Origin of the sequence: Bradyrhizobium sp. KBS0727 (assembly GCF_005937885.2) — a bacterium.
Classification (GTDB): domain Bacteria; phylum Pseudomonadota; class Alphaproteobacteria; order Rhizobiales; family Xanthobacteraceae; genus Bradyrhizobium.
The window spans coordinates 456658-478077 of record NZ_CP042176.1 but is presented as its reverse complement, the minus strand read 5'-3'; the positions used below and the strand labels follow the sequence as shown (position 1 = coordinate 478077).

The following is a 21420-nucleotide window of genomic DNA, read 5'->3' as shown; positions in this document are numbered from 1 at the left end:
GCCTTGTTCGTCCTCGCTGCTGCCCCCTTGCGCCGGCGTTGCGGTTCGGCAATCGTGATCCCGTCATCTGGCAGGAGGGAACCATGAGCGCACATGAGAGCATGGAGCATGCGGAGCATGCCGAGGAGGCTTCGGGCGAAAACAGGAAGATCGCGCTGCTGATCGCGGTGATCGCCTTGTGCCTGGCGCTGTCGGAAACGCTGGGCAAGGGCGCGCAGACCGAATCGATCAGCAAGAACGTCGAGGCCTCGAACCTGTGGGCCTTCTTCCAGGCCAAGAGCATCCGCCGCACCGTGGTGCAGGCCACCGCCGAACACGCCAAGCTCAGCCTCGGGACCGTGGGCGACGATGCCGGCAAGGCGGCGCTGCAAAAGCAGATCGACGACTGGAACAAGACCGCGTCGCGCTATCGCTCGGAACCGGAAACCGGCGAAGGTTCGGAACAGCTCTCCGAACGCGCCAAGGAAGCCGAGCACCAACGCGACGAGGCGACAGCCAAGTATCATCACTATGAACTGGCGTCGGCCGCCTTCCAGATCGGCATCGTGCTGGCTTCGGCGACCATCATCACCGGCATGATCGTGCTGGCCTGGGTTTCAGGCGCGCTGGCGCTGGCAGGCATCGTGGTGACCGCACTCGGCGTCTACGCGCCGCACTTCCTGCATCTGCACTGAGCGCCGCTGCTGTCGTCACCCGCCTTGTGCGCAATTGCGCACGGGAGCGGGTGATCCAGTAATTTAGCGCGCTTCGTGCACGCTTTTGCGGAAGCGCTGGATCAACCGCAGCATGCGCGATGACCAGCCGTCGCCATCGCCGCGCACGACATCACGAATCCGCTGCTTGACCGGCTCGACCAGGGCGGCGGCCTTGGCACGCATGGCCAGCACGAATTCATAGAGCTTCTCGAACCAGCGCATTTCCAACAGCTTCTCACGCGTCACGTCGAAGATGAACGCGGTGACGCCTACGCCCAGGAATTTCGCGAACACGATGGTGACGACGGCCGCGATCCAATATTCATGGGCCAACAGCCACAGCCCGGCCAGCTTGAGCGGAAACAGCGGAATCACCGGCACGAGAAACACGATCAGCGTCATCGCCGGCGACAGCGTGTCGACGCGCTCCGCCAGCCATTGCTTGAAGGCGCGCAGCGGGATCAGCGCGACGACGCGCGCCACGATCGGCTCGAGATGATCCCACAGCCATGCCTCGATCAGGAAGATGACCGCGAGCAAAATCCAGAACGGTTGAAGTAGGCGGCGCATCATGCACGTAATCTCTAGAGCGGCCTGACTTTCGTCATCCCGCCCTATCTTCTCGTTTGAGCATGATCTTTCCGGAAAGCCGGCATCCACGTTCCCGGATCATGCACCCGGCTTCTGCCGGACGTCGATCACATATGGATCGCCCGCTTGCCGACTGCAAGCGCCGCTTCCTTGATCGCTTCGGAGCGGGTCGGATGGGCATGGCAAGTCCGCGCCAGATCCTCGGCGGAACCGCCGAACTCCATCAAAACGCAGGCTTCATGGATCATTTCGCCGGCTTCGCGGCCGACAATGTGCACGCCGAGCACCCGATCCGTCTTCGCATCTGCGAGAATCTTCACGAAACCCTCGGTGGTCTGGTTGACCTTGGAACGGCCGTTGGCGGTGAAGGGGAATTTTCCCGACGTATACGCCACACCGGCCTGCTTCAGCTCCTCCTCGGTCTTGCCGACCGACGACACTTCCGGCGTGGTATACACAACACCTGGGATCACATCGTAATTCACATGGCCGGCCTGCCCTGCGATGATTTCCGCGCAGGCCACGCCTTCGTCCTCGGCCTTGTGCGCGAGCATCGGGCCCGCGACGACGTCGCCGATCGCATAGATGCCCTTCACGCTGGTGGAAAAGTGCGCGTCGATCTCGACGCGGCCGCGATTGTCGAGCGCAACGCCGGCCTCCTTCAGGCCGAGGCCCTCAGTGTAGGGCACGCGGCCGATGCAGACCAGAACCACATCGGCTTCGAGCGTCTCCGCCGCACCGCCGGCCGCCGGCTCGACCTTGACCGCGAGCGCCTTGCCGGAGGTGTCGATGCCGGTGACCTTGGCGCCGAGCTTGAACACAAAACCCTGCTTTTCGAGGATGCGCTGGAATTGCTTGGCCACTTCGCCATCCATGCCGGGCAGGATACGATCGAGGAATTCCACGACGGTGACCTTGGCGCCCAACCGGTGCCACACCGAGCCGAGTTCGAGCCCGATCACGCCGGCGCCGACGATCAACAGGCTCGACGGCACCTTGTCGAGCGACAGCGCGCCGGTCGACGACACGATGCGCTTCTCGTCGATCTCGATGCCCTTCAGCCGCGCGATATCCGAGCCGGTGGCGATGACGATGTTTTTGGTCTCGACCACCTGCGTCTTGCCGTCGCTGCCGGTCACCTCGACCTTGCCGGCGCCGAGAATCCTCGCCTTGCCGTTGATGACGTCGATCTTGTTCTTCTTCATCAGGAACTCGACGCCCTTGACGTTGCCGTCGATGCCCTGCTGCTTGAAATCCATCATCGCCGGCAGATCGAGCTTCGGCGTGGAAACGCTGACGCCCATCTTGGCAAAGGAGTGCCCGGCTTCCTCGAACATTTCGGAAGCATGCAGCAACGCCTTCGACGGCATGCAGCCGACGTTGAGGCAGGTGCCGCCCAGCGTCGCGTTCTTCTCGACCACGGCGACCTTCATGCCGAGTTGCGCCGCGCGCACCGCGCAGACATATCCGCCGGGGCCGGTGCCGATGACGACGAGATCGTAGGTAGCCATGATCGAAGTCCTGTAGCTGAGGGATGTGACAGGTATTAGCGGCCGCCCGAGACATCAAGGATGGCGCTGGTAACGTAGGACGCCTCGTCCGACATCAGCCAGACGATGGCGTTGGCGATTTCCTCCGCGGTGCCGACCCGTTGCATCGGCACCATGTGCGCGAGCCGGTGGGCGCGATCGGGCTCGCCGCCGCTCGCATGAATTTCGGTATCGATCAGGCCGGGGCGGATCGCGGCGACGCGGATGCCCTCGCCGGCCACCTCATGGCCGAGGCCGACGGTGAAGGAATCCACCGCGCCCTTGGACGCCGCATAATCGACATAGGTATTGGGCGCGCCGAGTTTCGCCGCGACCGAGGAGAGGTTGACGATGACGCCGCCCTCGCCGCCGTTGCGGGTCGACATCCGCTTGACGGCTTCGCGCGCGCACAGGATGCTGCCGGTGACGTTGATCGCCATCATGCGCTGGATGCGCTCGGCCGACATGTCTTCGACCCGCGCCGACGGCCCGACAATGCCGGCATTGTTGACAAGCGCGCCGAGCTTGCCGAAATCGTCGGCGGCAGTGAACAGCGCCAGAATATCCTTCTCGCTGGCGACGTCGCATTTCACCGCGATCGCCTTGCCGTTCTTGCGCTCGATCGAGGCGACTACTTCCTTGGCCGCGGCCTCGTTGCTGGCATAGCCGACCACGACACGGAAACCGCGCGCGGCGGCGGCAAGCGCGGCAGCGCGGCCGATGCCGCGGCTCCCGCCGGTGATCACAACAACCTTGTCCGTCACATCAGCCCCCAATAGTCAAAGCGTATCGATCAAGGGCGCCCGAGCCCGGGCTCGAACGCCGATGCCGGCAGGCCGAAGCCTCAGAGATCCAGCACCATCCGCGCCGGATCTTCCAGGCTTTCCTTGACGCGAACCAGGAACGTCACCGCTTCCTTGCCGTCGATCACGCGGTGATCGTAGGACAGCGCCAGATACATCATCGGGCGGATCTCGACCTTGCCGCCGATCGCCACCGGCCGTTCCTGGATCTTGTGCATGCCGAGAATGGCGGACTGCGGCGCGTTCAGGATCGGCGTCGACATCAGCGAACCGTAGATGCCGCCATTGGTGATGGTGAAGGTGCCGCCCTGCATCTCGTCGATCTTGAGCTGGCCGTCACGGGCGCGGCGGCCGAAATCGGCGATCGATTTTTCGATGTCGGAGATCGACTTGTGGTCGCAGTCGCGCACGACAGGCACGACCAGGCCCTTGTCGGTGCCGACGGCAACGCCGATGTGATAGTAGTTCTTGTAGATCAGGTCGGTGCCGTCGATCTCGGCGTTGACGGCCGGGATGTCCTTTAGCGCCTGCACGCAGGCCTTGACGAAGAAACCCATGAAGCCGAGCTTGGTGCCGTGCTTCTTCTCGAACACGTCCTTGTACAGCGACCGCATCTCCATGATGTGGCTCATGTCGACCTCATTGAAAGTCGTGAGCATCGCGGCGGTGTTCTGCACGTCCTTTAGCCGGCGCGCGATGGTCTGACGCAGCCGCGTCATCTTCACGCGCTCTTCGCGCGCGGCATCGTCGGCGGGTGACGGTGCGCGCACCTGCACGGCGGCCGCCGGCTGATTGACCGGCGTCGGCGCCGAGGCCGCCTTCTCGATCGCAGCCAGCATGTCGCCCTTGGTGACGCGGCCATCCTTGCCGGAGCCCGGAACCGTCGCGGCGTCGACGCCGCTTTCGGCGGAAAGCTTGCGGACCGACGGCGCCAGCGGCGCATCGGCAGGAGCGGCCTTCGGCGCCGGAGCCGCAGGCGCGGCAGCCGGTGCGGCGGCGGCCGCGGGAGCCTTGGCCGGAGCGGCGGCCGGCTTCGCGCCGCCTGCCCCTTCCGTGATCTGCCCGAGCAGGGCGCCGACCGCGACGGTTTCGCCATCCTTGGCGGCGATCTCGCCGAGCACGCCCGCCGACGGCGCCGGGACTTCGATGGTGACCTTGTCGGTCTCGAGCTCGACCAACGGTTCGTCCACCGCCACGGCGTCGCCTGCCTTCTTGAACCAGCGGCCGATGGTGGCTTCCGTCACGGACTCGCCGAGCGTCGGAACACGAATTTCAATCATGGTCTGTTTCCCCAGTCGTTGGTGCCGTCATCGTCCGCCTTGTGCGCAATTGCGCACTGGAGCGGACGATCCAGTACTCCGAAGCGGTCGTGGCTAAAACGGACGGCGCGGCTTACTGGATGCCCCGCCTGCGCGGGGCAAGACAAATGAAAAAATTCTAGTTCAGCGCCTCATCCAGCAGGGCCTTGAGCTGCGCCAGATGCTTCGACATCAAACCGGTGGCGGTTGCCGCCGACGCGGCGCGGCCGGCGTAACGCGGACGCTTGTTCGGCGCGTGGATCTGGTTCAGCACCCATTCGAGATAGGGCTCGATGAAGTGCCACGCGCCCATGTTGCGCGGCTCTTCCTGACACCAGACCAGCTCGGCACCCTTGAAGCGTCCGAGCTCGTGCACCAGCGCCTTCAGCGGCACCGGATAAAGCTGCTCGACACGCATCAGGTAGATGTCGTTGATGCCGCGCTTCTCGCGCTCCTCGTAGAGGTCGTAATAGACCTTGCCCGAGCACAGCACGACGCGCCGGATCTTGTCGTCGGACACGAGCTTGATGGGCTCGTCGGGCAGCATCTGGGCGTCATCGTAGAGAATACGGTGGAAGGTGGCGTCGGTGCCGAGTTCATCCAGCCGCGAGACCGCGCGCTTGTTGCGCAACAGCGACTTCGGCGTCATCATGATCAGCGGCTTGCGGATCTCGCGATGCAGCTGGCGCCGCAGCGCATGGAAGTAGTTCGCCGGCGTGGTGGGATAGACCACCTGCATGTTGTCTTCGGCGCACATCTGCAGAAAGCGCTCGAGCCGCGCCGAGGAATGCTCCGGCCCCTGCCCTTCATAGCCATGCGGCAGCAGGCAGACCAGGCCGGACATGCGCAGCCATTTGCGCTCGCCGGACGAAATGAACTGGTCGAACAGGACCTGCGCGCCGTTGGCGAAGTCGCCGAACTGGGCTTCCCACATCGCCAGCGCATTCGGCTCGGCCAGCGTATAGCCGTACTCGAAGCCGAGCACGGCCTCTTCGGACAGCAGCGAGTTGATGACCTCGTAATGGCCCTGTTCGCCGCCGAGATGGTTGAACGGCGTGTAGCGGCCCTCGTCCTCCTGATCGATCAGCACCGAATGACGCTGCGAGAAGGTGCCACGCTCCGAGTCCTGGCCGGATAGCCGGACGTGATGGCCTTCCTGCAGCAGCGAGCAGAACGCCAGCGCCTCGCCGGTCGCCCAGTCGATGCCGACGCCGTTGTCGATCGCCTTGGCGCGGTTCTCCAGGAAACGCTGGATGGTGCGATGAACCCGGAAGCCGTCGGGCACCTTGGTGATCTTGCGGCCGATCTCCTTCAGCACATTGACGTCGACGCCGGTGATGCCGCGGCGGGCGTCTTCTTCCTGGTCGGCGGACTTGAAGCCGGCCCACTTGCCGTCGAGCCAGTCGGCCTTGTTCGGCTTGTAGCCCGAGCCGGCCTCGAGCTCGGCATCGAGCCGCGCGCGCCAGTCGGCCTTGGCCTTTTCGACCTCGCCTTCCGTCATCACGCCGTCGGCAATCAGCCGCTTGGAATAGATCTCGACCGTGCCGGGATGCGATCCGATCTTCTTGTACATCACCGGCTGGGTGAACATCGGCTCGTCGCCTTCGTTGTGACCGTGCCTGCGATAGCAGAACATGTCGATCACGACGGGCTTGTGGAATTTCTGCCGGAACTCGATCGCGACCTTGGCCGCGAACACCACGGCTTCCGGATCGTCGCCGTTGACGTGGAAGATCGGCGCGTCGATCATCTTCGCCACGTCGGACGGATAGGGCGAGGAGCGCGAGTAACGCGGATAGGTGGTAAAGCCGATCTGGTTGTTGACGATGAAATGCAGCGAACCGCCGGTGCGGTAGCCTTTCAGGTCCGACAACGCAAAGCATTCCGCCACCACGCCCTGGCCGGCGAACGCCGCATCGCCATGCATCAGCAGCGGCAGCACGGAAATGCGCATGTCCGGCGGATCGCCATGCTGGTCCTGCTTGGCGCGCACCTTGCCGAGCACCACGGGATCGACGATCTCCAGGTGCGACGGGTTGGCGGTCAGCGACAGATGGATCTTGTTGTTGTCGAACTCGCGGTCGGACGATGCGCCGAGATGATACTTGACGTCGCCGGAGCCTTCGACCGCGTCGGGATTGGCGGAGCCGCCCTTGAATTCGTGAAACAGCGCGCGATGCGGCTTGCCCATCACCTGGGTCAGCACGTTGAGGCGGCCGCGGTGCGGCATGCCGAAGACGATCTCCTTGACGCCGAGATTGCCGCCGCGCTTGATGATCTGCTCCAGCGCCGGGATCAGCGCCTCGCCGCCGTCGAGGCCGAAGCGCTTGGTGCCGGTGAATTTCAGGTCGCAGAACTTCTCGAAGCCCTCGGCTTCGATCAGCTTGTTGAGAATCGCGCGCCGGCCCTCGCGGGTGAAACTGATTTCCTTGTCCGGTCCCTCGATGCGCTCCTGGATCCAGGCCTTCTGCGCGGCGTTGGTGATGTGCATGAACTCGACGCCGAGCGTCTGGCAGTAGGTCCGCTCGCAGATCGCGACGATTTCGCGCAGCGTGCCGTATTCGAGGCCGAGCACGTGGTCGAGGAAGATCTTGCGGTCGAAATCGGCCTCGGTGAAGCCATAGGAACGCGGATCGAGCTCTTCGCGATCGCGCGGCGCCTCGATGCCGAGCGGATCGAGCTTGGCGTGGAAATGACCGCGCATGCGGTAGGCGCGGATCAGCATCAGGGCGCGGACCGAATCCCGCGTCGCCTGGTGGACGTCGGCGGCCGATATTTCAGCGCCCTTGGCCTGCGCCCTGGCGGCCAGCTTGGCGCCGACCGCTTTCTCGACGGTGACCCAGTTGCCATCCAGCGCGGAGGTCAGGTCGTCTCGCGGCGTCAGCGGCCAGTTGGCGCGACCCCAGGAAGCGCCCTCGGCGTTCTTCTGGACGTCGGCAGGGCTGTCCTTCAGGCTTTTGAAGAACGCCTGCCAGTCGGCGTCGACCGAGGCCGGATCCTGCTCGTAGCGGGCGTAGAGTTCGTCGATATAGGTGGCATTGGCGCCCTGCAAAAACGAGGAGAGGGCAAAAGCGGCATTCGCGTCCTGACGAGACATGAGGGCGTCCTGGTGATTTCGGTTCGCGCGTAACAGACGGCGCAAAAGCCGATCCGGAGGCCGGATCGGCTGGATAAAGAACCCTCTATCCTATTTTGGACGAACTTTCGCGCCCAAAAGAACCAAGAATTGAATTACGACTTCAATTTTTCGACAAGGGTATGTCCGAGCCGCGCCGGCGACGGAGAGACCGTGATTCCGGCCGCTTCCATCGCCGCGGTCTTGGATCCGGCGTCGCCCTTGCCGCCGGAGATAATCGCGCCGGCATGGCCCATGCGGCGGCCGGGAGGGGCGGTAACCCCGGCGATGAAACCGACCATCGGCTTCTTGCGGCCGCGCTTGGCCTCGTCCTTGATGAACTGGGCGGCGTCCTCCTCGGCGGATCCGCCGATTTCGCCGATCATGACGATCGAGGTGGTCTTGGGGTCGGCCAGGAACATTTCCAGCACGTCGATGAATTCGGTGCCCTTGACCGGGTCGCCGCCGATGCCGACCGCGGTGGTCTGGCCGAGGCCTTCCTGGGTGGTCTGGAACACGGCCTCATAGGTCAGCGTGCCCGAACGCGAGACGATGCCGACGCTGCCGGGCTTGAAGATGTTGGCCGGCATGATGCCGATCTTGCATTCGCCCGCGGTCATCACGCCCGGGCAATTCGGCCCGATCAGGCGCGATTTCGATCCGCTCAACGATCTCTTCACCCGGACCATGTCGAGCACCGGAATGCCTTCGGTGATGCAGACGATCAGCGGGATTTCCGCGTCGATCGCTTCGCAGATCGCATCTGCTGCCCCCGGCGGCGGGACATAGATCACGGAAGCGTCGGCGCCGGTCTTTTCACGCGCGTCGGCGACCGTATCGAACACCGGCAGTCCGAGATGCATGGAGCCGCCTTTGCCAGGCGAAGTGCCGCCGACCATCTTGGTGCCGTACGCGATCGCGGCCTCGGAATGGAACGTGCCGTTCTTGCCAGTAAAGCCCTGGCAGATGACTTTGGTATTCTTGTCGATCAGAACGGACATGATGGATTTACTTTCGCAAATGGCCAGGAAAGGGAGAGCTAAAAGGAGAGCTAGTGGATTCGCCGGTACGCGCCGGTGAGCACGTCGGCCCATCCTTCGGCGTCAGGCGAGAACTGGATTTTCATGGTGTAGTTGTTGTCGTCGACGACTTCGTAGACATGGCGCGCATTGCCGCGCAGCGAGCCGCGCACCAGGATCAGCGTCTTGCCGGTCCAGCCGCCGGAAGCCGGCGATGGCGGGTAGTAGCCGAGCGAATCGTGCCAGAACAATTTGTAGAGCCGATCCTCGCGATCGTAGGTGAAGACGCCGTGGGTGGCGAAGACCTGCTTGCCGTCGCGATTCTGGACGGTGTCCTGGATCAGGTAGAAGCCGTTGAGGGCGATGCGCGCGACCACGTGCGAGGTCGCGGGTCCGCCCGCGGTCCAGCGTGACGGATAGACCATCTCTTCGCCGCTCCATTCGCCTGCAAACGCCGCGAGCTTGCGGTGTTCGTCGAGCAGCGTCGGTGCGTCGAGATGGTCAGCCATCGCTAGCCTCCCTTAACGGCTTTCACGATTTTCTGCGCGGCATCGTCGAGATTGTCGGCGGGCACGACGTTGAGACCGGACTCGCGGATGATCTTCTTGCCGGCGTCGACATTGGTGCCTTCGAGCCGCACCACCAGCGGCACTTTCAGGCCGACTTCCTTGACGGCGGCTACCACGCCCTCGGCAATGATGTCGCACTTCATGATGCCGCCGAAGATGTTGACCAGGATGCCCTTCACGTTGGGATCGGCGGTAATGATCTTGAAGGCCGCGGCAACCTTTTCCTTGCTGGCGCCGCCGCCGACGTCGAGGAAGTTCGCCGGCTCCATGCCGTAAAGCTTGATGATGTCCATGGTCGCCATGGCGAGGCCGGCGCCGTTGACCATGCAGCCGATGGTGCCGTCGAGCGTCACGTAATTGAGATCGTATTTCGACGCCTCGATTTCCTTGGCGTCCTCTTCGGTCTCGTCGCGCAGCGCGACGATGTCGGGATGGCGATACATCGCGTTGTCGTCGAATGACACCTTGGCGTCGAGCACGCGCAACAGGCCCTGCCTGGTGACGACCAGCGGATTGATTTCCAGCATCGCCATGTCCTTGGCGGTGAAGGCGTTGTAGAGCTGCACCACCAGCTTCTCGGCCTGCTTGGCGAGATCGCCGTTTAGATTGAGCGCATTCGCCACCGTGCGGCCGTGATGGGGCATGATGCCGGTCGCCGGATCGACCGAGAAGGTGACGATCTTTTCGGGATTGTTGTGCGCGACGTCCTCGATGTTGACGCCGCCCTCGGTCGAGACCACGAACGAGACTTCCGAGGTTTCGCGGTTGACCAGGATCGAGAGATAGAACTCCTTGTCGATGTCGGAGCCTTCCTCGATGTAGAGGCGGTTGACCTGCTTGCCGCGCGCGCCGGTCTGGATCGTGAGCAGCGTCGCGCCCAGCATCTGCTTGACGAATTCGTTAACCTCGGCGACCGACTTGGCGATGCGGACGCCGCCCTTGTCGCCGGCCGAGGCTTCCTTGAACTTGCCCTTGCCGCGGCCGCCGGCGTGGATCTGGCTCTTGACCACCCAGATCGGGCCGGGAAGCGTCTTGGCGGCAGCGTCGGAATCCGAGGCCTTCAAGACAGGCACGCCGCGCGAAATCGGCACGCCGAATTCATGCAGCAGGGCCTTGGCCTGGTATTCATGGATATTCATCGCGACGCTCCCCAAAGCCTGACGCGGTGCGGTTGATGCTCACACCGGATTTTCGTCTGGTATACCATATACCAGACGAAGTGCAACTGCTCCCTGCAATCGGCTGTTAGCCGAACAGGATCAACGGCCTAGCAGATCGGGCGCGATCTTCTTGCAGGCCTCAACCAGGCCCTGAACGGCGCCGACCGACTTGTCGAAAGCTTCGCGGTCCTTACCGGCCAGCTCGATCTCGACGATCCGCTCGACGCCCTTCGATCCGATCACGACGGGCACGCCGACATACATGTCCTTCACGCCGTATTCGCCGTTGAGATAGGCGGCGCAGGGCATCACGCGCTTCTTGTCCTTCAGATAGCTCTCGGCCATCGCGATCGCGGAGGCGGCCGGCGCATAGAAGGCCGAACCGGTCTTCAAGAGATTGACGATCTCGGCGCCGCCGTTGCGGGTGCGGTCGACGATCTCGTCGATGCGGGCCTGCGAGGTCCAGCCCATCTTGACCAGGTCGGGCAGCGGAATGCCGGCGACGGTGGAATATTTCGTCAGCGGCACCATGGTGTCGCCGTGGCCGCCGAGCACGAAGGCGGTAACGTCCTCGACCGAGACGTTGAATTCGTCGGCCAGGAAATAGCGGAAGCGCGCGGAGTCGAGCACGCCGGCCATGCCGACCACCTTTTTGTGCGGCAGGCCGGAGGCCTTCTGCAGCGCCCAGACCATCGCATCCAGCGGGTTGGTGATGCAGATGACGAAGGCGTCGGGCGCGTATTTCTTGATGCCGGCGCCGACCTGTTCCATGACCTTGAGGTTGATGCTCAGAAGATCGTCGCGGCTCATGCCGGGCTTGCGCGGCACGCCGGCGGTGACGATGCAGACCTTGGCATTGTCCAGCGCCTCATAGGAATTGGCGCCGGTCAGGTGGGAGTCGAAACCGTCGACCGGGGACGACTGCGCGATATCGAGCGCCTTGCCCTGCGGCACGCCCTCGGCGATATCGAACATCACGACGTCGCCGAGCTCCTTCAGGCCGACGAGGTGAGCCAGCGTTCCGCCGATCTGACCGGAGCCAATCAAAGCAATCTTGTCGCGCGCCATGGGAAATTTGTCCTTCTGAGACGAAGAGGGAGAGGGAAGTCAGGCTGGACGGCTGGTTATCCCTTTCGATTGATACGTTCAAGTCGGGGCGTGCCCAATTGTCGGTCCTGCCTTGAATTCGGTCAGGGGCTCTCTCTTGTCATTCCGGGGCGATGCGCAGCATCGAACCCGGAATCTCGAGATTCCCCGAGGCGCAATTGCACCCCTGAGGTTCGCACTTCGTGCACTCGGGAATGACGGCGTAAATACCTACGTCTCCACCAGCCCCGTGGTCGACCCGCTCGCCGCGGAATCCTTCCGCCCGTGCGGCAGCGCCAGATAGGATTCCGAACTCATTTCGATCAGCCGCGAGGCGGTCCGCTTGAACTCGTTGGCCTCGACGCCGTCGGTGGCCAGGTACAGCGACACCGGATCGGCCGCGGCCGAGGCCATCAGCTTCACCGCATTGTCGTACAGCGTGTCGATCAGCGAGATGAAGCGCTTGGCGGCGTTGCGCTCGGCGTAGTCCATCACCGGAATGCGATCGATCAGGATGGTGTGATAGTCGTGCGCCAGCCGCAGATAGTCCGATGCGGCCAGCGGCTTTTCGCAGATATCGGCAAACGTGAATCGCGCGACGCCGTTCGCCGAACAGGGCACGTGCAGGACCCGGCCCTTGATCGAGATGTCGCGCGCCTTGCACGGCGCGTTGCCGGTCATCCTGCCCCAGGCCTTGTCGAGCGCGGCCTTGGCCGCATCATCGGCGGGCACCAGCCACATGTTCACGCCGACGAGTTTTTCCAGCCGGAAATCCGTACGCGCATCGAGCCGCAGCACGTCCATGTGATCCGAGATCTGCGCGATGAAAGGCAGGAACAGCGCGCGGTTCAGGCCGCCTTTGTAGAGATCCTCGGGTGCTACGTTCGAGGTCGCCACCACGACGGTGCCGAGATCGAACAGTTTTGAGAACAGCCGCCCCAGGATCATCGCGTCCGCAATGTCGGTGACGTGGAATTCGTCGAAGCACAACAGCCAGGCCTCATCGAAGATCGCGTTCGCGGTCAGCGTGATGACGTCACCATCGGCGATCTCGCCGCGCGCAATGTTCTGGCGGTAGCCGTATATCCGCTCATGCACCTCGGCCATGAATTCGTGGAAATGGGCGCGGCGCTTGTGTTCGACCGGGCTGTACTGAAAGAACAGATCCATCAGCATGGTCTTGCCGCGGCCGACTTCGCCATAAACGTACAGCCCGCGCGGCGGCGCCTCGTCCTTGTCGCCGAACAGCCGGCCGAACAGGTTCTGCTTGCGCCGCGGCTTGTAGTCCGAAAGCCGCTCGTCGAGATCAGCCAACGCCGCGACGGCGTCGGCCTGCGCCGGATCGGCCTCGATCGCGCCGGAGGAAACCAGGGCCTGATATTGGGAACGGAACGAATTGGGCAAGGTGGACAGCATGGGCCCATCTTACGGCCCCACCGCGACGGAAATTGCAAGCCGTGAATTGGTGTACGCGGTATGCAAATACTCGCCACGCCCAAGCCGTCATACCCGCGAAAGCGGGTATCCAGTACGCCGCGGCCTTTCGGCTACGCACTCAGCGCGTAGGAATCCTCGACCACATAGGGCCCGCCGCCGGTGGAGGCGCGGGAGGAGAACAGCACGAAACGCGAGGCCATGAAGGTTCGGCTCGGGAAATAGCCGCGCACCGAAAGATAATCGGCGACGTCCTGGCTCGAGGCATCGTGCAGCCGCGCCAGCGTGACATGGGGAACGAACTTGCGCCCTTCAGGATCGAGCCCGAGGCGTTGCATCAGCCGCTCGAGTTCGGCCTGCAATTCGATCAGCGGCCGGCTCGGCTCGACGGCGGCGACCACCGCGCGCGGTTTCTTGCCGCCGAAGCTTTGCAGGCCCTGCACCTTGACCTCGAACGGCTTGCGGTTGATCCGAAACAGCAGCGAGGCGATTTCATTCGCCGACATGCCGTCGATATCGCCGATGAAGCGCAAGGTGACGTGATAATTTTCGGGATCGATCCAGCGTGCGCCGGGAAGGCCGCCACGCAAATTGGAAAGTTGCTGGCCGATCTCGGCCGGAATTTCCAGTCCAGCGAACAAACGCGGCATCGCAAGATCCTCGATGCAAAGGCGCGATGCCCTGAGGCTCACGCCTGACAACAAACCCGGTGACGAATCACCGATCCCTAATTTCTACCCGACTTATGTGACTCTGCGAAGCATCCGGCACGCGCTCTCCGGAAAGCTACGGAAAAAACGTTGGGTAACGTCGTTGATTGCCGGCTTTTCAACTGCGTTGCCCGGAGATCGTGCCGACAAGTGCCTGCACAGCGGGCAGAATATTTTTCACGATGACGTCGACGCCCTCGGCGGTCGGATGCAAGCCGTCGGCCTGATTGAGCTTGGCGTCGGCCGCGACCCCTTCGAGGAAAAACGGATAGAGCGGGACGTCGAACGATTTCGAAAGCTCCGGATAGATCGCGTTGAATTTGGCCGCGTACTCGCGGCCATAATTGGGCGGCGCTACCATGCCGCACAACAGCACCGCGATCTTGCGCGCCTTCAGCCGCGTCAGGATATCGGTTAATGCGGCGCGGGTAACGGCGGGGTCGGTGCCGCGCAAGGCGTCGTTGGCGCCGAGTTCGAGAACGACCGCCTCGGTTCCCTCGGGGATCGACCAGTCGAGCCGGTCGCGGCCGCCCGAAGCGGTATCGCCGGACACCCCGGCATTGATCATGTCGACCTTTATCCCCTTGTCGCTCAAGGCTTTTTGCAGCCGGGCCGGGAACGCCGCCGAACCCGACAGGCCGAGGCCGGCGCTCAAGGAATCGCCCAATACGACCATCTTGACCGGTTTGGCGGGGGACTTGATCGGTTCTTGGGCCGGGCTTTGCGCCAAAACCGGTCCCGCCGTCATCAAAGCCATAATCAACACGCGTATGTGCGCGAAGATTCCTCGCCAGCCCTCGACCCGAGCGGCGGAAGTGCCATATGACCGAGCCATGGACAGTCTCATCGCATCCTCTTCACTGATCGGCCTCCAGCCGGACACCATTTCCATTTCCAACGTCAATCTCTCGCTCGGCACCGGTGCCGCGCGCGTTCATATCCTGAAAGATATCAGCCTTCGTGTGGCATCGGGCGAGGCGATCGGCCTGATCGGGCCGTCAGGCTCGGGCAAATCGACCTTGCTGATGGTGATGGCGGGGTTGGAACGTCCTGACAGCGGAGAAGTGGTGGTGAACGGAACGCCGTTCAATGCCCTCGACGAGGATGCGCTGGCGCGCTTCCGCGGCCGCCAAGTCGGCATCGTGTTCCAGTCGTTCCATCTGATCCCGACCATGACCGCGCTGGAGAACGTCGCGGTGCCGCTGGAACTCGCCGGCAACCCCGATGCGGCCGAGCGCGCGGCGCAGGAATTGACCGCGGTCGGACTCGGCGATCGCCTGCATCACTACCCGACGCAATTGTCCGGCGGCGAACAGCAGCGCGTGGCACTGGCCCGTGCGCTGGCGCCCGATCCCGCCATTCTCGTCGCCGACGAACCGACCGGCAATCTCGACGAAGCCACCGGCAAGCAGATCGTCGATTTGCTGTTCACCAAACATGCCGAGCGCGGCATGACCCTGGTGCTGGTGACGCACGACACCTCGCTCGCGCAACGCTGCGATCGCGTGGTGCGGCTGCGCTCCGGAAAGATCGACACCCACGCATGAACGTCATTGCATGACCACCATCGCCGAACCCGTTTACCGCAGCCGCGGATCATCGCTGGCGCTGCGTTATGCCCTGCGTGAATTGCGCAGCGGCCTGCGCGGCTTTTACGTCTTCATCGCCTGCATCGCGCTCGGCGTGATGGCGATTGCCGGCGTCGGCTCGGTCGCCGCCAGCCTCAGCGAAGGTCTGACGCGGGAAGGCCGCACGCTGCTCGGCGGCGATGTCGCGTTCTCGCTGATTCAGCGCGAGGCCAAGCCCGACGAAGTCGCCTTCCTGCGCACGCGCGGCGAGGTGTCGGTCGCAGCCGCCTTGCGGGTAATGGTCCGCAGCGGCGACGGCCGACTGGCGCTGGTCGAACTCAAGGCGGTCGACGGCAACTACCCGATGCTCGGCGAGTTGACGCTCGATCCCAAAATGCCGATGGCGGACCTGCTCGCCGAGCGTGACGGGGCGTTCGGCGCGGCAGTCGACTCCACCCTGCTGGCGCGGCTCGACCTCAAGCTCGGCGACCGCGTCACCATCGGCAACGCCCCCTACCAGATCCGCAGCGTGGTCGAGGCCGAGCCGGACAAGCTTGCCGGCAATGTCGGCCTCGGGCCGCGCTTTCTGGTCAGCGAGACCAGTTTGCGCGCGACCGGGCTGCTGCAGCCGGGCAGCCTGGTGCGATGGATTTACCGGGTGAGGCTGCCGGACAATGCGGCCGATGATCGCGCCGCGACCCGGCTGGTCGACGATGCGCGGGCGACGCTGCCGCAGGCCGGCTGGGAAATTCGCAGCCGCGGCAACGCCTCGCCGCAGCTCGAACGCACCATCAGCCGCTTTACGCAATTTCTCACGTTGGTCGGCCTCGCCGCCCTGCTGGTCGGCGGCGTCGGCGTCGCCAACGCGGTCAAGAGCCACATCGACCGCCGCCGCGACGTCATTGCCGCGTTCAAGGCGCTCGGCGCCACCGGCCGCGACGTCTTCACGATCTATCTGACCCAGGTGATCGTGCTGGCCGGGATCGGCTCGGTGATCGGGCTGGCGGCCGGCGCCGCGCTGCCGTTCGTCATCGTCGGCCTGTTCGGCAAGCTGCTGCCGCTGCCGGTGATCCCGGCGCTGCACCCGGACGAGCTCGCATTGTCGTTTATCTACGGCCTGCTCACCGCGCTCGCCTTCGGGCTGTGGCCGCTCGGCCGGGTCCACGACGTGCCGGTCGCCGCACTGTTTCGCGAAGAGGTCGCCCGCGAATGGCATCGCCCGCGCTGGAGCTATCTCGCGCTGATGGCCGTGGTGATCGCGCTGCTGATCGGCGTTGCCATTGGCCTCGCCTACGACAAGCGCGTCGCCGCCGTGTTCGTGGTTTCCTCGATCGTCGTGTTCGCGGTGCTGCGCGGCGTCGCCGCCGGCCTGATGGCGCTGGCCCGCCGGCTGCCGCGATCCCGGATCACCATGCTGCGGCTGGCGATTGCCAATATCTACCGGCCGGGCGCGCTGACGCCGTCGGTCGTGATGTCGCTCGGCCTCGGCCTCGCGGTACTGGTCACCATCACCCAGATCGACGGCAACCTGCGCCGGCAGTTTTTGGCCGCGCTGCCGGATCGCGCGCCCTCGTTCTTCTTCATCGACATTCCGACCACGGAGGCCGACCGCTTCGGCGCCTTCCTCAAGCAGACGGCGCCCGACTCGACCGTGGAGGACGTGCCGATGCTGCGCGGGCGCATCGTCGCCGCCCGCGGCGTCAAGGCCGAGGAACTCGGCGCATCCCAGGATTCCGAATGGGTGCTGCAGAGCGACCGCGGCCTGACCTATACCGGCGAGGTCCCAAAAGGCTCCAAGATCGTCGAGGGCGAATGGTGGGGTAAGGACTATAGCGGCCCGCCGCTGGTCTCGATGGAGAGGAAGATTGCCGACGGCTTGAAGCTCAAGATCGGCGACGAGGTCGTGGTCAACGTGCTCGGCCGCGACATCCCGGCCAAGATCGCCAACCTGCGCAACATCGACTGGCAGGGCCTCGGCATCAATTTCGTGCTGGTGTTCTCGCCGAACGCCTTCAAGGGCGCCCCGCTCACCCATGTCGCCACCCTGACCGAGGCCCACCCGGACGCCGCCGGCGACGCCCGGATCATCCGGCAGGTCGCGGATGCCTTCCCGATGGTGACCAGCGTACGGGTGCGCGAGGCGCTGGAGACCATCGGCACCGTCGTCACCAACCTCGTGTTGGCGATCCGCGGCGCCAGCGCGGTGACGCTGATCTCGGCCATCCTGGTGCTGGGCGGGGCGCTCGCCGCCGGCCATCGCCACCGGGTCTACGACGCGGTGATCCTGAAGACGCTCGGCGCCACCCGGGCACGGCTGCTCGGCGCCTATGCGCTGGAATACCTGATGATCGGCTTTGCCACCGCCGTGTTCGGCGTGATCGCGGGCTCGGTCGCGGCCTGGCTGATCGTGACCCGGCTGATGACGTTGAGCTTCATATGGCAGGCCGGCAGCGCGGCCGGCGTGGTCGCCGCCGCCCTGGTCGTCACCGTCGGCCTCGGACTCGCCGGGACGTTGCTGGCCCTGAACCAGAAGCCGGCCAGCGTGTTGCGGAATTTGTGACAAATTGTAGCGGGGACCAGGGCAGGGTTAACGCTGCTTTTGCTCGGAAATCGCCTGATAGAGCGACATTCAGCCGCGCGTGGAAGCTTGCAGCAAATGTGTTAGTTTCCCACATATCGGATGGGAACAGACCCGGTTTGATGACACAAAATTAATGTCGGCAAATCGCGGTCATCTGAGATAGATTTCGAACCGGCGCCGCAAACCCCTTGCGCTCCGCCGGGCAACCAACGGGAATTCGACCATGTCGGACCTAGACCGTAACTACGCTTCTCCTTTCGGCCGGGCCGCCGGGCGCGCTGACGCCGCGACCGTCGATGCCGGTCTGCGCGCCTACATGCTGCGCATCTACAACTACATGAGCATCGGCCTGGCCATCACCGGCCTGGCGGCGCTCGGTGTCTACATGGCAGCGGTGACGACGGATCCGTCGGCCGGTGCGGCCAAGTTCGGCAGCGCCTTCCTGACCCCGTTCGGCTACGCGATGTATGTCAGCCCGCTGAAGTGGCTGTTCATCTTCGCGCCGCTGGTCATGGTGTTCGTGATCTCTGCCGGCATCAACCGGCTGCAGCCCGCGGCCGCCCAGATGCTGTTCTGGGTGTTCTCGGCGCTGATGGGCGTTTCGCTGTCGTCGATCTTCCTGGTGTACACCCACACCTCGATCGTACGGGTGTTCTTCATCACCGCGGCGACCTTCGGCGCGCTGAGCCTCTACGGCTACACCACCAAGCGTGACATGAGCGGCATGGGGTCGTTCCTGTTCATGGGCCTGATCGGCATCATCATCGCAAGCCTGGTCAACCTGTTCCTGGCAAGCTCGATGCTGCAGTTCATCGTCTCGGTGGTCGGCGTGCTGGTGTTCGCGGGCCTCACCGCCTGGGACACCCAGCGGCTGAAGAACGACTACATCTACGGCTACGCGTCGCAGGGTGGTGTGGTGGCGGAGCGGGCGGCGATCACCGGTGCGCTGTCGCTCTACCTGAACTTCATCAACCTGTTCACGCTGCTGCTGCAGCTGCTCGGACAGCGCGACAACTAGACGCTTCCGACCAAGGCTAAATTTGCAGCCCCGGCCCTCGCGGCCGGGGCTTTTCTTTTGCGGCCGGCAAAAATAATCTGCGCGCATGTCCACCCCTGAAATCAGGCCCGCCACCGAGGCCGACCTCCCCTTTGTCACCGAGATCTACGAGCACGCGGTGCGTTATGGCACCGCGACCTTCGAGCTGATCCCACCCGACCTTGCCGAGATGACCCGGCGCTTCCGGGCCTTGATGGACGGCGGATTTCCGTATCTGGTCGCCGCCGTCGAAGGCCGCGTCATCGGCTATGCCTATGCCGGGCCGTACCGGCCGCGGCCGGCCTATCGCTTCACGGTGGAGAATTCGGTCTACCTGCAGCCGGCGATCCACCGCCGCGGCATCGGCCTGCAATTGCTGCAGCGGCTGATCGCCGAATGCGAGACCCGCGGCTACCGGCAGATGATCGCCGTGATCGGCGACTCCGCCAATGCCGGCTCGATCGGCGTCCACACCAAAACCGGTTTCCAGATGATCGGGACGCACCCCGATGTCGGCCTCAAATTCGGCCGCTGGCTCGATACCGTGATGATGCAGCGCGCGCTCGGCGAAGGTGCGACGACGCTGCCGGCGGACTCGAAGGCTTAACGCTGGAGTTGATTTCGATTCGCCGTAAGCGTGAAGCACTAACGATCGCGCGTGTCCCGGACGCGGCGCAACGCCTCTTCTGCGCTGAACCGTAGGGCCTGAACACAAAATCGCGAAAACAACCCCATGCAAAGTAGACCAGAGCGTTTTCGAGCGAAGTGGATACCGGTTCGCGTCAAGAAAACGCGTCAAAACAAGAAACTGGAGCCCCGTTCCGATTCTATCGGAACGGAAAAGGCTCCAGGTCCCTCAAAGTCGCTGAGTTCGTAGCGCATGATTCGAGACTGCAGGTTTCGAAGCTTGAATCACGTCCATCGCGGTTGCTGCTAATGCCATGAAGTCACTTCCGCTTCGGCGGCATTGCGGGCATGGCCGGACTTGCTGCTGGCTCGACCCAGTCGCGATTGGACCCGAAGCAGACATGTGCCTCATCACCGTCCGAAGCAGGTCGCCGGACCATTTTTCCGTAGCTCCGGTTCAAATCTGTATGCTTTTGCGCTTGCAAGGTGCATCATTCCAAAATGAGCAGCCGCGCGGCTTTATTGGATTTGGCGGCCTGCATTTGGCGGCCCGCACAAGTGTCTAACATCCGGGTCCCGGAGATACATCATGCCTCGCCTGACCTTCTCCGAGTGGATTATGTCATTTGGGCTTACGGTGCTGCTCGTGACTGCGTCAGCTAATCCGCTGGCAGCCCAGCCGTTCGAGGGCTGCCCCTCCAAAGAAATTCTGGCGGCCTTCAACGCTTTCGCCAGCGTCGGAAAGCCGCCCCCGGATGCCTGGCGCAGCTGGCAGCGCGATGCCAATGCGCAGCAGGCGGTCGAACCCTGGCACGCATTCGACAACATCCAGTCCGTCGGCGTGTGCTGGGTATCTGCCTGGGCAATCCGGACCGCCGACGGCGTGGTGCTGATCGACACCCTTCATGAGCCCCATGTCGACCGGCTGGTTGCAAACCTCGGCAAGGCCGGGATCAATCTCGCCGACATCAAATATGTGCTCATGACGCACGGCCACTTTGACCATGTCGGCGGCGCTGCCAAGCTCAAGCCGCTCCTGATCAACGCAAAGTTCGTGATGACGCAAGCCGGCTGGGACGAGGCGATGGAGGCGGCGCGAGCATCGGAATCGACGCCGTGGTCCTGGTCGATGATCCCGCAGGATGTCGTGGTGAAGGACGGCGACGTCATCCAGCTCGGCGGCAACAGCTTCGGCGTGCTTGAGACCCCTGGCCATACGCTCGGTACCGCGTCCTACACCTTCGACGTCAAGGACGGCGCCAACCTCTACAGGGCAATCACCATCGGCGGATTGGGTCTCAATGCCATCAAGAGTTCAAAACAGGTCGAAGGCTTCATTGCAACCCTCGACCGGCTCAGCGGACTGGTCAAGCAGCCTAACCAACCCGTCACAGTGAACCTTACGCCTCATCCCTTTTCGAGCGGATTGACGGAAACTCATTACAGGCTGATGGCGCGCAAGCCCGGCGAACCCAACCTGCTGGTCGATCCGGACGGATTCCTCAAACTGCTCGCCGAGTGGCGCATCGGCGCCGAACAGCGGCTCGAGATCGAACGCAAGGCCGGACGCTAGAGCATCCAGGCTGATACCGTCATTGT

Annotated in this window: 18 protein-coding genes; 6 read left to right on the top strand and 12 right to left on the bottom strand. The window is 63.8% G+C overall.

All coding sequences use genetic code 11. The annotated features are described in order from the left end of the window. Positions 1–83 precede the first annotated feature (83 nt). Positions 84–674, top strand: coding sequence for a DUF4337 domain-containing protein (locus FFI89_RS02250; protein ID WP_138832499.1), 591 nt, complete (start codon positions 84–86; stop codon positions 672–674). Between the two features lie 63 nt (positions 675–737). Here FFI89_RS02250 and FFI89_RS02245 read toward each other — a convergent pair whose 3' ends face one another. From FFI89_RS02245 to FFI89_RS02190, 12 genes are all read right to left on the bottom strand, one after another. After that, a complete protein-coding gene (locus tag FFI89_RS02245; protein WP_138832497.1) occupies positions 738–1268 on the bottom strand; it encodes a hypothetical protein in 531 nt (176 codons plus the stop codon). Between the two features lie 125 nt (positions 1269–1393). Then, positions 1394–2797 (bottom strand): dihydrolipoyl dehydrogenase, encoded by a 1404-nt coding sequence (gene lpdA, locus FFI89_RS02240; RefSeq protein WP_138832495.1) that lies wholly within the window; start codon positions 2795–2797, stop codon positions 1394–1396. A 35-nt stretch (positions 2798–2832) separates the two neighbouring features. Further along, positions 2833–3579, bottom strand: coding sequence for an SDR family oxidoreductase (locus tag FFI89_RS02235; RefSeq protein ID WP_168212752.1), 747 nt, complete (start codon positions 3577–3579; stop codon positions 2833–2835). An 80-nt stretch (positions 3580–3659) separates the two neighbouring features. After that, positions 3660–4898 (bottom strand): 2-oxoglutarate dehydrogenase complex dihydrolipoyllysine-residue succinyltransferase, encoded by a 1239-nt coding sequence (gene odhB, locus FFI89_RS02230; protein ID WP_138832491.1) that lies wholly within the window; start codon positions 4896–4898, stop codon positions 3660–3662. A gap of 157 nt (positions 4899–5055) precedes the next feature. Then, entirely contained in the window at positions 5056–8013 is a 2958-nt protein-coding gene (locus FFI89_RS02225; protein WP_138832489.1) for a 2-oxoglutarate dehydrogenase E1 component, read from the bottom strand. Positions 8014–8147: 134 nt separating this feature from the next. After that, the gene (gene sucD, locus FFI89_RS02220) at positions 8148–9032 is read right to left on the bottom strand and encodes a succinate--CoA ligase subunit alpha (protein ID WP_138832487.1); all 885 of its coding nucleotides are present in this window, start codon (positions 9030–9032) and stop codon (positions 8148–8150) included. 50 nt (positions 9033–9082) lie between these two features. Then, on the bottom strand, positions 9083–9559 hold the full coding sequence (locus tag FFI89_RS02215; protein WP_138832485.1) for a DUF1579 family protein: 477 nt from the start codon (positions 9557–9559) through the stop codon (positions 9083–9085). Positions 9560–9561: 2 nt separating this feature from the next. After that, entirely contained in the window at positions 9562–10758 is a 1197-nt protein-coding gene (gene sucC, locus FFI89_RS02210; protein WP_138832483.1) for an ADP-forming succinate--CoA ligase subunit beta, read from the bottom strand. Positions 10759–10878: 120 nt separating this feature from the next. Further along, positions 10879–11847: a malate dehydrogenase gene (gene mdh, locus FFI89_RS02205; protein WP_138832481.1), complete on the bottom strand. Its 969-nt coding sequence runs from the start codon at positions 11845–11847 to the stop codon at positions 10879–10881. Positions 11848–12096: 249 nt separating this feature from the next. Further along, a complete protein-coding gene (gene zapE / locus FFI89_RS02200) occupies positions 12097–13281 on the bottom strand; it encodes a cell division protein ZapE (RefSeq protein WP_138832479.1) in 1185 nt (394 codons plus the stop codon). A gap of 131 nt (positions 13282–13412) precedes the next feature. Then, a complete protein-coding gene (gene thpR, locus FFI89_RS02195) occupies positions 13413–13949 on the bottom strand; it encodes an RNA 2',3'-cyclic phosphodiesterase (protein ID WP_138832477.1) in 537 nt (178 codons plus the stop codon). A 178-nt stretch (positions 13950–14127) separates the two neighbouring features. Next, on the bottom strand, positions 14128–14844 hold the full coding sequence (locus FFI89_RS02190; protein WP_210249066.1) for an arylesterase: 717 nt from the start codon (positions 14842–14844) through the stop codon (positions 14128–14130). Between FFI89_RS02190 and FFI89_RS02185 the strand changes: the two genes are divergently transcribed. From FFI89_RS02185 to FFI89_RS02160, 5 genes are all read left to right on the top strand, one after another. Further along, complete coding sequence (locus tag FFI89_RS02185; protein ID WP_138832473.1) at positions 14843–15556, top strand: ABC transporter ATP-binding protein; 714 nt, start codon at positions 14843–14845, stop codon at positions 15554–15556. The genes FFI89_RS02190 and FFI89_RS02185 overlap by 2 nt on opposite strands. Before the next feature lie 10 nt (positions 15557–15566). Further along, on the top strand, positions 15567–18137 hold the full coding sequence (locus FFI89_RS02180) for an ABC transporter permease (protein ID WP_138832472.1): 2571 nt from the start codon (positions 15567–15569) through the stop codon (positions 18135–18137). Positions 18138–18381: 244 nt separating this feature from the next. Continuing rightward, complete coding sequence (locus FFI89_RS02175; RefSeq protein WP_138832470.1) at positions 18382–19176, top strand: Bax inhibitor-1/YccA family protein; 795 nt, start codon at positions 18382–18384, stop codon at positions 19174–19176. 85 nt (positions 19177–19261) lie between these two features. After that, positions 19262–19801, top strand: a complete 540-nt coding sequence (locus FFI89_RS02170; RefSeq protein WP_138832468.1) for a GNAT family N-acetyltransferase — start codon at positions 19262–19264, stop codon at positions 19799–19801. Positions 19802–20410: 609 nt separating this feature from the next. After that, on the top strand, positions 20411–21394 hold the full coding sequence (locus tag FFI89_RS02160; protein WP_210249065.1) for an MBL fold metallo-hydrolase: 984 nt from the start codon (positions 20411–20413) through the stop codon (positions 21392–21394). Positions 21395–21420: the final 26 nt, after the last annotated feature.

Bases quoted from the DNA above. Each gene is read 5' to 3' on its own strand.
- FFI89_RS02185 (WP_138832473.1), top strand. From the start codon at position 14,843: ATGGACAGTCTCATCGCATCCTCTTCACTGATCGGCCTCCAGCCGGAC.
- FFI89_RS02190 (WP_210249066.1), bottom strand. From the start codon at position 14,844: ATGGCTCGGTCATATGGCACTTCCGCCGCTCGGGTCGAGGGCTGGCGA.
- FFI89_RS02225 (WP_138832489.1), bottom strand. From the start codon at position 8,013: ATGTCTCGTCAGGACGCGAATGCCGCTTTTGCCCTCTCCTCGTTTTTG.
- FFI89_RS02215 (WP_138832485.1), bottom strand. From the start codon at position 9,559: ATGGCTGACCATCTCGACGCACCGACGCTGCTCGACGAACACCGCAAG.
- zapE (WP_138832479.1), bottom strand. From the start codon at position 13,281: ATGCTGTCCACCTTGCCCAATTCGTTCCGTTCCCAATATCAGGCCCTG.
- FFI89_RS02175 (WP_138832470.1), top strand. From the start codon at position 18,382: ATGTCGGACCTAGACCGTAACTACGCTTCTCCTTTCGGCCGGGCCGCC.
- lpdA (WP_138832495.1), bottom strand. From the start codon at position 2,797: ATGGCTACCTACGATCTCGTCGTCATCGGCACCGGCCCCGGCGGATAT.
- FFI89_RS02245 (WP_138832497.1), bottom strand. From the start codon at position 1,268: ATGATGCGCCGCCTACTTCAACCGTTCTGGATTTTGCTCGCGGTCATC.
- FFI89_RS02250 (WP_138832499.1), top strand. From the start codon at position 84: ATGAGCGCACATGAGAGCATGGAGCATGCGGAGCATGCCGAGGAGGCT.
- odhB (WP_138832491.1), bottom strand. From the start codon at position 4,898: ATGATTGAAATTCGTGTTCCGACGCTCGGCGAGTCCGTGACGGAAGCC.
- FFI89_RS02180 (WP_138832472.1), top strand. From the start codon at position 15,567: ATGACCACCATCGCCGAACCCGTTTACCGCAGCCGCGGATCATCGCTG.
- FFI89_RS02170 (WP_138832468.1), top strand. From the start codon at position 19,262: ATGTCCACCCCTGAAATCAGGCCCGCCACCGAGGCCGACCTCCCCTTT.
- sucD (WP_138832487.1), bottom strand. From the start codon at position 9,032: ATGTCCGTTCTGATCGACAAGAATACCAAAGTCATCTGCCAGGGCTTT.
- FFI89_RS02160 (WP_210249065.1), top strand. From the start codon at position 20,411: ATGCCTCGCCTGACCTTCTCCGAGTGGATTATGTCATTTGGGCTTACG.
- sucC (WP_138832483.1), bottom strand. From the start codon at position 10,758: ATGAATATCCATGAATACCAGGCCAAGGCCCTGCTGCATGAATTCGGC.
- thpR (WP_138832477.1), bottom strand. From the start codon at position 13,949: ATGCCGCGTTTGTTCGCTGGACTGGAAATTCCGGCCGAGATCGGCCAG.
- mdh (WP_138832481.1), bottom strand. From the start codon at position 11,847: ATGGCGCGCGACAAGATTGCTTTGATTGGCTCCGGTCAGATCGGCGGA.